Origin of the sequence: Neorhizobium petrolearium (assembly GCF_029854435.1) — a bacterium.
GTDB classification, from domain to species: domain Bacteria; phylum Pseudomonadota; class Alphaproteobacteria; order Rhizobiales; family Rhizobiaceae; genus Neorhizobium; species Neorhizobium petrolearium.
This window is the reverse complement of the sequence record NZ_CP123000.1, coordinates 3,485,809-3,499,196: the sequence shown is the minus strand read 5'-3', so window position 1 is coordinate 3,499,196 and position 13,388 is coordinate 3,485,809. Positions and strand designations below refer to the sequence as shown.

Sequence of the window (13,388 nt, the reverse complement as noted above, 5' to 3'; positions counted from 1 at the left end):
AGACAGGATTTGCCGGTGTGACATGCCCCACAAAATTTTCTTGGTGGCGCCCCATCCGACTGACGCTTGCTCCGGCACCTTCCTGAACCTACATGTTTCCCGCTTAACTGGAGACGCCGATGATCCTCGACGCCGCACGCCTTTCGCTGATCAACCTTTTCGCGCCGGAGACGCGCGCCGTCTTCTGGAAGACGCTGGGGCTCACCATCCTCGTGCTCGTAGGCATCTGGTTCGCCTTGCGCGAGATTTTCATTCTCTACGCCTGGCCGTGGTTCGCGGCTTTCTTCCCCGACATGCCCGACTGGACCGGCTGGCTCACCCTGATTGCGGCGATTGCCGCCGGGATCGGTTTGGCGCTGGCGCTGGCGCTTCTGATCGCGCCGATCACCGCGCTGATCGCCGGTCTATTCCTCGACGATGTCGCCGAGGTGGTCGAAAAACGCGACTACCCCAACGATCCGCCCGGAAAGGCGATGCCGCTCGGGGAGGCGGTCGCTAGTTCCATCAAGTTCCTGGGCGTCGTCATCGTCGGCAACATTATCGCGCTTTTCCTGCTGTTCATTCCCGGTATCAACCTGGTCGCCTTCTTCCTGGTGAACGGTTACCTGCTCGGCCGGGAATTCTTCGAATTCGCGGCGATGCGTTTCCGGTCGCCGCTGGAGGCCCGCGCCTTCCGCGCGAAACATGCCTCGACCGTGTTCATGGCGGGGCTCCTGATCGCCTGCTTCCTGGCGGTCCCGATCGTCAACCTTCTGACGCCGCTCTTCGCGGCCGGCCTGATGGTGCATCTCCACAAGATGATTTCGAAGCGCGATCCGGCGTTCAGGGGTTAGGTGGGCAGAGCGGATGTGTCGTAGAGGGCGGCAAATTCCGGGCTTGGCATGATCGGCGTGATCACATCGATCAGCACGCCATTCGGATCGGCGGTGATGAAGTGCCGCTGGCCGAAATCCTCGTCGCGGAGGTCCTGCCGGATCGGCAGGCCGGCCGCCTTGAGGCGGGCGTAGACCGAGTCGACATCCTCCACTTCGAAATTCAGGATGAGACCGGAGACCTTGCCGCGGCCGCTTTCCGGGATCGTGTCATGACTGCCGTCGAGGATGGCGAGTGTCACGTGTTCGCTCTCCCCCGATTGCAGATGCACATACCAGTCTGCCGAAAACAGAGCCTCAAAGCCGAGGTGTTCGACGTAGAAGGCCGCCGTTCCGCCGACGTCGTCGGTCATGATGACGGGATAATAGCTGGTCGATTTCATAGCTTTCCCTTTCCGTGCGCTTAAGATACATTCAGCCTGTATGTTTTATAGATACATTCTGTCTGTATGTAAACATGGGGAGAAAAAATATGGCGCGCAGCAATCGCGAACGCACGGACGCGACCCGAACCGCTCTTCTGGATGCGGGTAGGGCGCTCTTTATCGAAAAGGGATATGCGGAGACCGCAACGCCCGAGATCGCCGCGGCGGCCAAGGTTACGCGCGGCGCTCTCTATCATCATTTTCCTGACAAGAAGGCTCTGTTCTGGGCCGTAATCGAGCGTGAAGCCGATCACGTCGCGGCAGATATCGAGGCACGCTCCGCGGAGGCTTCATCGGCGCGGGACGCTCTGCTGCAGGGTGCCTCCGCTTATTTCGATGCCATGGCGGCACCGGGCCGAACGCGGCTCCTGTTGCGGGAGGCACCGGCCCAGATTGCGATCGATTCCGGGGAAGGCGAGGACCCTGCGGAAGCGGGCCTCAAGATGGGCCTTTCCCACCTGCTGGCCGGCTCGGACCTGCTCTCCCTGCTCGATCCGCTGACGGTGCTGATCTCGGCCGCTTTCGAGCGCGCGGCGATCGCCATCGATTGCGGCGGCAATCGCGAGGAATATGAAGCGGCGATCGCGGCTCTACTCGACGGCCTCTGCAACGCCGATCACCTGCGGCGGTAGTTCGGCGAGCGGTGCCGGCACGTCGCAGGTCTTTTCGGGCGAACGACAGAGGTCGGCGATGATGCAGCACTCGCATTCGGGCTTTCGCGCCTTGCAGGTGTAACGCCCGTGCAGGATCAGCCAGTGATGCGCGCGGAAGAGATAGTGGTCCGGAATGACCTTGAGCAGGTGCTGTTCCACCTCGTCCGGTGTCTTGCCGGGGGCGAGCAGCAGCCGGTTGGCGAGCCGGAAGATATGCGTGTCGACGGCAATCGTCGGGATACCGAAGGCCATGGACATGACGACATTCGCCGTCTTGCGGCCGACGCCGGGCAGCCGCATCAGCTCCTCGCGGGTCTTCGGTACTTCGGAACTGAACTCATTGATCAGCAAGCGCGACAGCGCAATGACGTTCTTCGCCTTGTTGCGGTAGAGCCCGATCGTCCTGATATATTGAGTGACGCCTTCCTCGCCGAGTGCCAGCATCTTCTCCGGCGTATCGGCCACCTTGAAGAGGGCCCTTGTCGCCTTGTTGACGCCCGCATCGGTTGCCTGCGCCGAGAGCGCCACGGCAACCACCAGCGTGAACGGATTCACATGCTCCAGCTCGCCCTTCGGCTCCGGCCGCTGCACGGAGAAGCGGCGGAAGATTTCCTCCAGCTCCGCTTTTGAATAGGCGGATCTGAAGCGCTTCGGCTTGCGTGCCGACGCGTGATTTGACTTTTGCAAGGTGCTGGTGCTGGATTTGGGTTTCGGAGTCGCCATATCCCTGTATAGCCAGCCTGTCCGAAGGAAAGCAACGTGGACGTTTGCAACGATCAACCCGTTTTTGCCGCCGAACTCACGCCGCATCGCTCGCTCGGCCGGCGCGGTTTCCATGTCGTGCTCATGCTGTCCGGCAGTATCTGTTTCCTTTACGGCGCCTTCTTTCTGATCACCGGTGCGTGGCCGATCGGTTTCTTCTTCGGGTTCGATTTTCTCCTGCTCTATTTCGCGCTGAAGATGAGTTATCGCTCCGGCCGGGCGCGGGAGGAAGTGATGGTCTCGCGTACCCATCTGTCGATCAGGAAGTTCTCGCCGGCCGGCCGCATGGTGGAGCATTGCTTCAATCCGTTCTGGGCGCGCTTCCGCGTCAATCGTCACCAGGAGTTCGGGATCACCTCCATGTATGTGACGGGCGAGGGACGCTTCACGGATATCGGTTCGTTTCTCAATCCGGACGATCGCGAGAGTTTTGCGAAAGCCTTTCGGGGCGCGTTGGCAACTGTCAAACAAAGGTTATGATCCGGCAAGAAACGGGTGGTTTCGGCGAAGCCGAAGGGACATTTATGAGCGAAAGGAGAGATGTCATGAACGCTTTTGCTCAGATCACTCAGCCCGTCATCGATGTGACGCCGGAGGATTCCGATTACGAGACCGTCCGCCGTGTCATCGAGCTGATCACGCTCGACTACCGCGACCAGCCGTCGCTTGAAACCATCGCCGCAGAACTCGGCCAGTCGCCCACCCAGCTCCAGAAAGTCTTTACCCGCTGGGCCGGCCTCTCGCCGAAAGCTTTCCTGCAGGCCGTGACGCTCGATCATGCCAAGCGCCTGCTCGGCAAGGAGGAGATGCCGCTGCTCGAAGCTTCCTACGAGCTGGGCTTGTCCGGCCCCGGCCGTCTGCACGATCTTTTCGTCACCCACGAAGCCATGTCGCCCGGCGAATGGAAGGCACGCGGCGGCGGCCTGACGATCCGTTACGGTTTCCACCCGTCGCCTTTCGGCGTAGCGCTCGTCATGGCGACGGATCGCGGCCTGTCTGGGCTTGCCTTCGCCGATCTTGATGGGGAAAAGGCCGCCTTCGAGGACATGGCCCGTCGCTGGCCGAATGCGGCGTATATCGAGGATCAGGAGGCCACCGCGCCCTATGTCAGCCGTATCTTCGATCGCGCGCAATGGTCCTGCGATCAGCCGCTCAAGGTCGTTCTGATCGGCACGGATTTCCAGGTGCGGGTCTGGCAGAGCCTGTTGAAAATCCCGTTCGGCAAGGCGGTCACCTATTCGGATGTCGCCTGCGATATCGGCCAGCCGACCGCGAGCCGCGCGGTCGGCGCCGCGATCGGGGCCAATCCGGTCTCCTTCGTTGTGCCCTGCCACCGGGCGGTCGGAAAAAGCGGCGCGCTCACCGGCTACCATTGGGGGCTCACCCGCAAGCGGGCGATCCTCGGCTGGGAAGCGGGGAATGCCTAAGCCTCTCCGGCCAGTCTCAACAGTTCCCTCGCCCCCGTCTCGTCGGTGATCAGCGTATTGCAGCCGATGCGGCGGATGGTGGCGCGGATGGCGACGGCGCGGTGTGCGCCGCCGGAGGAAAGCACGATGTGCTTTGCCTTTTTCAGGGTGTCGAGGTCGATCGACATTACCCGTTCGTTGAGCTTGTGATCGACCGAGTTGCCTTCAGCGTCGAGGAAGTTGAACATGGTGTCGCAGACGCAGCCGGCCGCGATCAGCCGGTCGAGTTCCGCCCTGGAGATGAAGCCCTCCGAAAGCGAGGTGGAATGCGGGCCGATATCGCCGCAGCTCACCACCGCGAGGTCGAGGTTTTCGGCAAGGTCGTAAATGGTGTTCAGCCCGCATTTGTCGATCAGCGCCCGCTTGGTGGTGACCGAATCCACGAGCAGCGGCGCGAGGAACATGTAGCATTCGGCGCCAAGATGGCCCGCGAACCGCCATGTATAGTCGATCGGGTTGGTCTGGTGCACGGCGACGATGCCGCCAAGCAGCGAGACGACCTTGCAGTTCTCGCGCCTGGGCGGGCGGAAGCTCGACAGCGAGGCGGTCATGGTGCGGCCCCAGCCCACGCCGATCGTCATGTCATTCTGTATCACTTCGGAAAGGAACTGCCCGAGCGCCAGGCCGACGGCGCTTGCCATCGCCGTTGCGCTCTCGTCGCGCGGCGCCGGGACCACGATCGCCTCGTCCAGCCCGTATGCCTTTTCCAGCCGGGTTGCGAGCTCGACGCAGGTGTCGATGCCCTCGCTGATCCAGATCTGCACTTCGGAACGCTTCATCGCCTCGTCGAGAAGGCGGATCACCGTCGATCGGCTGATGCCGAGCCGTTCCGCGACATCTTTCTGTGTCAGACCCTGGTTATAGTAGAGCCAGGCCGCGCGCAGCCTCAGCGAGCCGGCTTCGGAATAGGCGGTGTGGGTCTCGCGTCTGAGCTTGGCCAATGGGCCTCCGGCGGGCATGGTTCAATATCCGACGATATTGGCTCATGTGAAACATATGTCAATTCCGAAGGGCAAATGTCTTGACTTCCCGGCCGCCGAGGGACGATAGTCCCTGAGGGTGCGCTGGGAGCAAAATTGCGCCTGAAGCGTTAAGATTGATATCGAGGATTACCCGGATGACGTCGAAACTAGAGCAACTTCGTTCCATGACCACGGTCGTCGCCGACACCGGCGATATCGAGGCGGTCGCCCGCCTGAAGCCCGTGGATTGCACCACCAACCCCACCATCGTGCTCAAGGCGCTCGGCACGCCCGTTTTCGCCGACAAGGTGAAAGAAGCGATCGCCTGGGGGCGCAAGCAGGGCGGTCAGGAAGAAGCGGTCGTGTCCGCCGTGGCCGACCGGCTCGCGATCGACGTGGGCGCCGCGCTTGCCGGGATCGTGCCCGGTCGCGTCTCGACCGAGGTCGATGCCGACCTTTCCTTCGACACGGAAGCATCGATCGCCAAGGCACGCTCCATCATCGCCGCCTATAAGGAGCGCGGCATCGACCGCGACCGCATCCTGATCAAGCTCGCCTCCACCTGGGAAGGCATCCGCGCAGCGGAAGTGCTGCAGACGGAAGGTATCGACTGCAACTTGACGCTTCTCTTCTCCATGGCCCAGGCGATCGCCTGCGCCGAGGCCAAGGTCTTCCTGATCTCGCCCTTCGTCGGCCGCATTCTCGACTGGTACAAGAAGTCGACCGGCCAGGATTATACGGCCGAAACCGATCCGGGCGTTCTCTCCGTCCGGCAGATCTACAATTACTACAAGGCGAACAATATCAACACGATCGTCATGGGTGCCTCCTTCCGCAATGCCGGCGAGATCGAAGCGCTGGCCGGTTGCGACCGGTTGACGATCAGCCCGGCGCTGCTCGAGGAGCTCGACAAGGATACGGGCACGCTGACGCGCAAGCTTTCGCCCGACACGTTCAAGGCCGAGCCGCTCCAGTCGCTCGACGAGAAGACGTTCCGCTGGATGCTGAACGAGGACCAGATGGCGACGGAAAAGCTTTCCGATGGCATCCGCCTTTTCGCCAAGGACCTCGTGGCGCTGCGCCAGATGGTCCGCAAGGAGCTGACGCTCGCGGCTGCGTGATCGTTTCGACAGGCTTACAAGCAGAAGGCCCGGAGCGATCCGGGCCTTTCCCTTGTGAAATTGCCCCTCACCCTCTCCCCGCTCGCGGGGAGAGGGGACGTGCCTAACGCAACGTTCACGGTGAAGGAAACCGGCGCGGCATATGTCCTTCTCCCGTGAAAACGGGGAGAAGGTGGCGGCAGCCGGATGAGGGGCATACAAATCAAGCCGCCTGCGGCACTATGGTCGCGGAGCCCGGCTTCTTCAGCAGGAGAACCGAGATCGCGGCGATCATGCACATCACTCCGGCGATTTGCAGGGCGGGCATATAGGTGTTGAAGTCGCTCTTGAAAAAACCGGCGCCGAAGGCGGCTGTGGCAGCCCCGATCTGATGGCCGGCAAATACCCAGCCGAAGACGAGGCCGGCCTTCTCGCGGCCGAACTTTTCGGCGGCGAGCTTCACGGTCGGCGGAACGGTCGCCACCCAGTCAAGCCCGTAGAAGATCGCGAAGACCGACAGTTCCACGAAGCTGAAACCCGAGAGGGACAGGTAGATCAGCGACAGGCCGCGCAGGCCGTAGAACCAGAAGAGCAGATAGCGGTTGTCGAACCGGTCGGAGAGCCAGCCCGCGAAGATCGTGCCGAAGAAATCGAAAATACCGATCACCGCGAGTGTGCTGGCGGCCGTCACGGCGGCCATGCCGAAATCGCCACAGATCGAGATCCAGTGGGTCTGGATGAGCCCGTTCGTCGAAAGCCCGCAGACGAAGAACGTGCCGAACAGAACCCAGAAGACCGGGTTGCCGGCGACGCTGTAGAGGGTGACGAGCGGGGAGGCAAGCGTCGCGAGCAGCTTGTGGTCCTGCTTCGGCGGCTTCGATACTGCCGTCTCGCCATATGCCGGCAGTCCGACGTCGGCGGGATGATCGCGCATCAACAACAGGACCAGCACCATCGCGGCGGCGATGACTGCAACGGTCAGCGTCAGCGCCGAGCGCCAGCCATAGGCTTCGGTCATCGCGGCCAGAAGCGGCAGGAAAACGAGCTGGCCGGTGGCGTTGCTTGCCGTCATCAGCCCGATGACGAGGCCGCGGCGCTTGGAGAACCAGCGGGTCGCGACCGTCGCTCCCAGGACCAGCGCGGTCATGCCGGTGCCGACGCCGATCACCACGCCCCAGAGAAGGACAAGTTGCCAGACCTCTGTCATGAACAGCGAGACGACGATGCCGCCCATGATGAGCGCCAAGGCTGTCGCCACCACCTGCCGGATGCCGAAATGGTTCATGAAGGCGGCGGCGAAGGGGCCGAGCAGGCCGAAGAGCACCAGGCGCACGGCCATGGCCGACGAGATGTCGGCAATGTCCCAGCCGAATTCCTGGTGCAACGGCTGGATCATCACGCCCGCCGACCCCATGGCGCCGGCGGTTGCCAGCATGGTCAGGAAGGTGGTCGCGGCGACCACCCATCCGTAGTGGAGGTCTCTGCCGGCCATCCATCGTGCGGCGCTGGTGGAGATCATGTCTAGTCCCTTTCCTGATCCTTGCCGCATCCGCAGCAGATAATTCGGGTATATGCCCGCTTTAGAATATAAAAATCAGAGCTCCTTGAGCAGCTCCAGCAATTGTTTCGTCTTTTCCGGTCCAAGCCGGTCCTCGATATCCTCCTGAACGCCGTCCCAGAGGGGGGCGCCTTGCCGAAGCAGGTCGTGGCCCCTGTCGGTCAGCGTCAGCATCGCTTCCCGCTGGTCTTCCCCGTGGCCTATCGTGACGAGACCCATGCGCTCCAGCACTTTCGTGTTGCGGCCGACGGTGGAGCGGTCAAGCTCCACCTTGCCGGCAAGTTCGGTAAGCGAGACCGGCTCCAGCCGCCTGATGTTGCGGAGCAGGCTGAACTGGCCGATGTTCACGCCGAGCGGCGCCAGTGCCTCGTCATAATAGGACGAGACCTTTCGAGAGGCTTGGCGCAGCACAATACAGTGGCAGGTTTCGCTTGGCATGCATGCGGGTATATACCCACAGTGTGATTTGCGCAAGAGGGCTGATTTACACTGTCGCCCGCGCCTTGATCGTCGTTTTGACGAATGCTCCGATGAACAGTGCCGTCATCAGAAGCACGATGGTCGGGGCCGGTGCGCTGTCGAGAAAGAAGCTGATATAGATGCCGGCAAGGGAACAGCCGGCCGCGATGGCAGCTGCCGTCAGCAGCATCGGGGTGAACCGCCGGGTGAGGAGAAAGGCGATTGCGCCAGGAGCAACCAGGAGCGCCACGGAGAGGATGATGCCGATCGCCTTCAGCGCGCCCACCACCGTCAGCGAGAGCACCGCAAGCAGGCCGTAATGCAGGAGTCGCGTCGGCAGGCCGATTGCCCGGGCGTGCTGCTCATCGAAGGAATGCACCAGCAGATCCTTGCGGAAGATCACCAGGAAGAGCATGGCCGCCAGCGCGATGAGGCCGGTTTCGACCAGATCCGATGGCAGGATGCCGAGCATGTCGCCGAACAGGATATGGTCGAGATGCACGTCGCTCTGCACTTTCACGAAGAGCACCAGCCCCAGCCCGAACATGCCGGAAAAGACGATACCAAGAACGGTATCCTCCTTGATGCGGCTGTTCTCCTTCAAGAAGCCGGTCGCGAGCGCGCAGATCATGCCGGCCACGAAGGCGCCGACCGAAAGCGGGATCGACAGGATATAGGCGATCACCACACCGGGCAGCACGGCATGCGAGACGGCGTCGCCCATCAGCGACCAGCCTTTCAGCACCAGGAAGCAGGAGAGGATCGCCATCGGCAGCGCGATCATCAGCGTGACGATGAAGGCACGCTGCATGAAATCGATCTGGAAGGGGAAGGTTGCGAGGTCGATGAAGTCGCTCACGGCGTTTCCTCCAGGGTGCGGCGCAGCCGGCGGCGGGCAGCGAGCATGCCGTGTTTCGGCGCGAGCAGAAAGGCCAGCAGGAACAACGCGGTCTGCAGCACGACGATGATGCCGCCCGTGGCGCCGTTCAGGAAATAGCTCAGATAGGCGCCGACGAAACTGGTCGCGGCACCGATCGCAAGGCCCATGAGGATCAGTCTCTCGAACCGGTCGGTCAGCAGATAGGCGGTCGCGCCGGGCGTTACCACCATGGCGATGACGAGGAAGGCGCCGACCGTCTGCAACGCCGCGACGGTCGAGGCGGCCAGCAGGGTGAAGAACAGTATTTTGAGGAAGTCCGGGTTCAGGCCGATGGTGCGGGCGTGGTTCTCGTCGAAGAAAGTGACCATCAGGTCCTTCCACTTGAGCGTCAGGATGACGAGGCTGACGCCGCCGATGATGACGAGTTGCAGCGTGTCCTCCGGCGTGATGGCGAGGATGTTGCCGAGCACGATCGTCTGGATGTTCACCGAGGTCGGAGAGAGCGACACCATGAAAAGGCCGAGGCCAAAGAAGGATGTGAAGATGAGCCCGATGATGGCGTCTTCCTTCAATCGCGTCCGCTGGTTGAGGAAGAGCATGGCGCCGGCCGCCAGTCCGCCGGAGATGAAGGCGCCGAGCGAGAAGGGGAGGCCGAGCATATAGGCGCCGGCAACGCCTGGAACGATGGAATGGGAGAGCGCGTCGCCGATCAGCGACCAGCCTTTCAGCATCAGATAGGCGGACAGGAAACCGCAGACACCACCCACCAGGGCGCTGACCCAGATGGCGTTCAGCATGTAGCTATAGGTGAAGGGTTCAAGAAGCGTCTGCAGCATCCGCCTTCTCCTTCGATTCACCCTTGCCGTTGCCATAGGTGACGAAGGGCCGTTCGTCGTCGCTGATGACCTTGATCCTTCTTTCGTCGGCATCTTCGTGAAGATCGGAGCCGCCGAGGACAAAATGGCGCAGCACGCCGCCGAAGGCCTTTTCAAGATTGGCTTCAGTGAACGTGTCCTCCGTCTTGCCATAGGCGAGCACCGTGCCCTTGACGAAGACGGTTCGGTCGCAGAATTCCGGCACGCTGCCGAGATTGTGGGTCGAGACCAGCATCACCCGGCCTTCGTCACGCAGCGCCTTCAAGAGCGTGATGATCTGTTCCTCGGTGGTTACGTCGACGCCGGTAAAGGGCTCGTCGAGCAGGATGACCTGGCCTTCCTGCGCGAGCGCGCGGGCCAAAAAGACACGCTTCCTCTGGCCGCCGGAAAGCTCGCCGATCTGGCGCTTGCGGTATTCCTCCATGTTTACCCGCTTCAGTGCCTGGGTCACCATCTCGTGGTCGCGGCGCGAAGGGATGCGCAGGAAGTTCATGTGCCCGTAGCGGCCCATCATCACCACGTCCTCGACGAGGACCGGGAAATCCCAGTCGACCTCTTCGGCCTGCGGTACATAGGCGACGAGGTTCTTCCTAAGCGCCTCCCGGGCCGGCATGCCGAAGATCTCGACGGAACCTTCGGCCAGCGGCACGAACCCCATGATCGCCTTGAAGATCGTGGACTTGCCGGCGCCGTTGACGCCCACCAGCGCAGTGACCGTGCCTTTCGGCACGGTAAAGGTCGCGTGTCTCAGCGCCGTCAGGCCGTTGCGATAGGCAACCGTGACATTGCTTACATCAAGGCCGGCGGCCTCGGGTTTCTTCTTGCCCATCATCACTGGGAGAGGCCTTTCGCGATGGTTTCCGTCGTTACGCGGAGGAGGTCGAGATAGGTCGGCACCGGACCGTCCGTCTCGCTCAGCGAGTCGACATAGAGGACGCCGCCATACCGGGCGCCGGTTTCGGAAGCGGCCTGCCTGGCCGGCTTGTCGGACACAGTGCTTTCGCTGAAGATCACCTTGATGTCATGCTCGCGCATGGCGTCGATGACGGCTTTCACCTGCTGCGGCGTTCCCTGGCTGTCGGCGTTGACCGGCCAGAGATAAAGCTCCTTGAGACCGAAATCGCGGGCGAGATAGGAAAAGGCGCCTTCGCTCGTCGCCAGCCAGCGGTGGTCTTCCGGAAGGGCGGCGAGTTCATCGCGGATCGGCTGGACCTGCGCCTTGATCTTATCCGTGTAGGCCTTGGCGTTGGCGGCATAGACATCGGCATGGGCCGGGTCGATTTCGGTCAGCCCCTTACGGATGTTCTCGACATAGATCACCGCGTTTTCCGGCGACATCCAGGCGTGCGGGTTCGGCTTTCCCTGGTAGGCGCCGCCGGCGATCGCCATGGGTTCTATGCCGTCGGAGACCGTCACGTTCGGGATATCGCCCAAATTGGTGAGGAACTTCTCGAACCAGAGTTCGAGGTTCAGGCCATTGCGCAGCACCAGATCCGCATCGCGGGCGCGCAGGAGGTCGCGGGGGGTGGGCTGGTAGTTATGGATTTCCGCGCCGGGCTTGGTGATGCTTTCCACGTCGGCTGCATCGCCTGCGACATTCTTTGCCATATCGGCGATCACGGTGAAGGTAGTCACCACCTTCGGCTTTTCCTGCGCTTGCCCCGCCACGGGGAGGGAGAAGAGGGCGGCAGCCAGAGCCAGTCGAAGAACAGGATGGAAATATCTCATGAGCGGATCAAACCTTTTTTGCGACTAAGTCGCAATACCAAGTAACAAATATTTCTTGGTTGTCAACGCTATTGCAACTCATTCGCAACAAGGATGCATTTGCCGCGGGGTCATCGCCGGCCTTGGCCCGGACCTGCCGGGATCGGCGGCTGTTCCAAATTGCGTCGGCATCGGCTGCCGTGGGTTAAAGCTTCTTCAAGAAGAATGAGGGAATATCCCGCCGATATTCCATAGGTGTCCTGCGTAAGATGGAGTTGATTATGCCGGAGCTCGGCAAGTGAAGGGTCTGAAGTTCCGGTTTTCCAAGACGCTCGTCCTGATCATGGGCGGCATTGTGGTCCTCGGTGGCGGCAGCGGTACTGCGGCGGTCATCATCGGCACGGACAAGATTCTCGGCCCCTCCTACCGGGAGATCAATGGCCTCGAATGCACTGCTCTCGAAACCATCAAGATCAGGCGCGATCAGCGCTACTGGATCCGCAAATATGTGACCAGCGATCAGTCCGGCGATGGCGTCGCGCGCATCAAGACGGCGCTGCGTGTTGCCCGAGCGGTACAGGAAAAGGAGAAGGCCGATCTCGTCCAGGTGGCAATGATCGACAAGGCCGGCCCCCAGGACCGCGCCCGGATGCGTGGCCGCATGATCGGTGCGCAGGTCGTCTATATTCCCGATCTCAAGAAAGTGCCCGAAGGCGCCGACGCCGAGATCTATTCGGCCTATTATCTCGATGGTTCGCCCAATTCGAACGGCGAATATTACGGCATGCGCATCGACCTGCCGCTGGAAGACGTCGAGGCCCTCACTGCAAGCCTGACCGACAAGGCCGATTGCATTGATCCGGCAGCGGTCGCTCCAGCCGGTGAGCACGGAGCGCCAGCCGACGGACATGGAGAGAAAGCAGGCGGCAGTGGTCATGGTGAAGCCGGCGGACATGGGGAAACTTCAGACGGTCACGGCGCGCCGGCCGAAGCCCATGGCGAAGGAGGTGAAGCTGCGGCCGCGGAGAGCGGCGGATTGCTCAGCTCTATCACAGGGATGATCTTCGGCTCAGGTCACGAAGCCCCGGCGGAGGGCCAAATGGGCGAAGGCAGCGCCCATGCCGCGGCTCCGGCTAAGGCGCACGACGCGCCTGCCGATGAACATGGCGAAGCCGCCGGGGAAGACCATGGCGATCAGGCTGCGTCCCCCGCAGAGACCAAAGCGGAAGTTCATGGCAATCAGCCTGCCGCTCACATCGAGCCCGCCTTGGCCCAGTCGAAAGAAAAGGAGGGTTTCTTCGCGTCTGTGAAGAACATGCTCTTCGGGGGCGGTGAAGACGAAAAGCCCGAAGCGTCTCATGACGAAGCTTCAGCCGATGCCCGGCCTGTCCCGGAGGCGTCTCTACCCGCGCCGGAACCCGGGACTGCTGTGGAAGGCGGCAAGAAATGGTCCAAGGGCACGGAGGCTGACGAAATCCGGTCCGGTCACGACTCCGCCGAGGCCGCGCATGCCGAGGCGGCACCGTCTCCGGCAGGCGACGCCAACGATGCGGACGCTGCCGGTGCCGCCTGGCTTGCGAAGCTCAGAGGGGAAGAGGCGAAGACCGGAGGGGAAGCGTCAGAGGCTGGGTCGAAAAAGGACGTACACTAGGCTTTTGGGCATACCCCC

15 protein-coding genes are annotated in these 13,388 nt (G+C 62.0%); 6 read left to right on the top strand and 9 right to left on the bottom strand.

Features of this window, described 5'->3' with window-relative positions; genetic code table 11:
* Positions 1 to 119 precede the first annotated feature (119 nt).
* Positions 120 to 833, top strand: coding sequence for a sulfate transporter family protein (locus tag QEO92_RS17275; protein ID WP_227703834.1), 714 nt, complete (start codon positions 120 to 122; stop codon positions 831 to 833).
* Here the strand turns inward: QEO92_RS17275 and QEO92_RS17270 are convergent.
* Entirely contained in the window at positions 830 to 1,255 is a 426-nt protein-coding gene (locus QEO92_RS17270) for a VOC family protein (RefSeq protein ID WP_227703833.1), read from the bottom strand. The two genes, QEO92_RS17275 and QEO92_RS17270, sit on opposite strands and share 4 nt — an antisense overlap.
* 89 nt (positions 1,256 to 1,344) lie before the next feature.
* Here QEO92_RS17270 and QEO92_RS17265 point away from each other — a divergent pair, with 89 nt between their 5' ends.
* Entirely contained in the window at positions 1,345 to 1,929 is a 585-nt protein-coding gene (locus QEO92_RS17265; protein ID WP_227703832.1) for a TetR/AcrR family transcriptional regulator, read from the top strand.
* On the opposite strand, the gene nth is transcribed toward QEO92_RS17265, so the two are convergent.
* Positions 1,888 to 2,673: an endonuclease III gene (gene nth, locus QEO92_RS17260; RefSeq protein ID WP_227703831.1), complete on the bottom strand. Its 786-nt coding sequence runs from the start codon at positions 2,671 to 2,673 to the stop codon at positions 1,888 to 1,890. The two genes, QEO92_RS17265 and nth, sit on opposite strands and share 42 nt — an antisense overlap.
* Positions 2,674 to 2,709: 36 nt before the next feature.
* Here nth and QEO92_RS17255 point away from each other — a divergent pair, with 36 nt between their 5' ends.
* Both QEO92_RS17255 and QEO92_RS17250 read left to right on the top strand, forming a co-directional pair.
* A complete protein-coding gene (locus QEO92_RS17255; RefSeq protein ID WP_227703830.1) occupies positions 2,710 to 3,192 on the top strand; it encodes a DUF2244 domain-containing protein in 483 nt (160 codons plus the stop codon).
* 65 nt (positions 3,193 to 3,257) lie between these two features.
* Positions 3,258 to 4,139, top strand: coding sequence for a methylated-DNA--[protein]-cysteine S-methyltransferase (locus QEO92_RS17250; protein WP_227703829.1), 882 nt, complete (start codon positions 3,258 to 3,260; stop codon positions 4,137 to 4,139).
* On the opposite strand, the gene QEO92_RS17245 is transcribed toward QEO92_RS17250, so the two are convergent.
* The gene (locus QEO92_RS17245) at positions 4,136 to 5,119 is read right to left on the bottom strand and encodes a sugar-binding transcriptional regulator (protein ID WP_227703828.1); all 984 of its coding nucleotides are present in this window, start codon (positions 5,117 to 5,119) and stop codon (positions 4,136 to 4,138) included. The two genes, QEO92_RS17250 and QEO92_RS17245, sit on opposite strands and share 4 nt — an antisense overlap.
* A 176-nt stretch (positions 5,120 to 5,295) precedes the next feature.
* Between QEO92_RS17245 and tal the strand changes: the two genes are divergently transcribed.
* Positions 5,296 to 6,261, top strand: coding sequence for a transaldolase (gene tal, locus QEO92_RS17240; protein ID WP_037155744.1), 966 nt, complete (start codon positions 5,296 to 5,298; stop codon positions 6,259 to 6,261).
* A gap of 202 nt (positions 6,262 to 6,463) precedes the next feature.
* On the opposite strand, the gene QEO92_RS17235 is transcribed toward tal, so the two are convergent.
* The 6 genes from QEO92_RS17235 to QEO92_RS17210 all read right to left on the bottom strand — a co-directional run bounded on the left by QEO92_RS17235 (position 6,464) and on the right by QEO92_RS17210 (position 11,740).
* Complete coding sequence (locus QEO92_RS17235) at positions 6,464 to 7,759, bottom strand: MFS transporter (RefSeq protein WP_227703827.1); 1,296 nt, start codon at positions 7,757 to 7,759, stop codon at positions 6,464 to 6,466.
* Positions 7,760 to 7,834: 75 nt separating this feature from the next.
* Positions 7,835 to 8,236, bottom strand: coding sequence for a MarR family winged helix-turn-helix transcriptional regulator (locus QEO92_RS17230; protein ID WP_037155749.1), 402 nt, complete (start codon positions 8,234 to 8,236; stop codon positions 7,835 to 7,837).
* A gap of 46 nt (positions 8,237 to 8,282) precedes the next feature.
* A complete protein-coding gene (locus QEO92_RS17225) occupies positions 8,283 to 9,116 on the bottom strand; it encodes a metal ABC transporter permease (RefSeq protein ID WP_280107454.1) in 834 nt (277 codons plus the stop codon).
* Complete coding sequence (locus tag QEO92_RS17220) at positions 9,113 to 9,973, bottom strand: metal ABC transporter permease (RefSeq protein WP_227703826.1); 861 nt, start codon at positions 9,971 to 9,973, stop codon at positions 9,113 to 9,115. The genes QEO92_RS17225 and QEO92_RS17220 overlap by 4 nt, the downstream gene beginning before the upstream one ends.
* Positions 9,954 to 10,841 (bottom strand): manganese/iron ABC transporter ATP-binding protein, encoded by an 888-nt coding sequence (locus QEO92_RS17215; RefSeq protein ID WP_052183050.1) that lies wholly within the window; start codon positions 10,839 to 10,841, stop codon positions 9,954 to 9,956. Before QEO92_RS17215 ends, QEO92_RS17220 begins: the two co-directional genes overlap by 20 nt.
* 2 nt (positions 10,842 to 10,843) lie before the next feature.
* On the bottom strand, positions 10,844 to 11,740 hold the full coding sequence (locus tag QEO92_RS17210) for a metal ABC transporter substrate-binding protein (RefSeq protein WP_227703825.1): 897 nt from the start codon (positions 11,738 to 11,740) through the stop codon (positions 10,844 to 10,846).
* A gap of 277 nt (positions 11,741 to 12,017) precedes the next feature.
* On the opposite strand from QEO92_RS17210, the gene QEO92_RS17205 reads away from it, so the two are divergent.
* Positions 12,018 to 13,370, top strand: coding sequence for a hypothetical protein (locus QEO92_RS17205; protein ID WP_227703824.1), 1,353 nt, complete (start codon positions 12,018 to 12,020; stop codon positions 13,368 to 13,370).
* Positions 13,371 to 13,388: the final 18 nt, after the last annotated feature.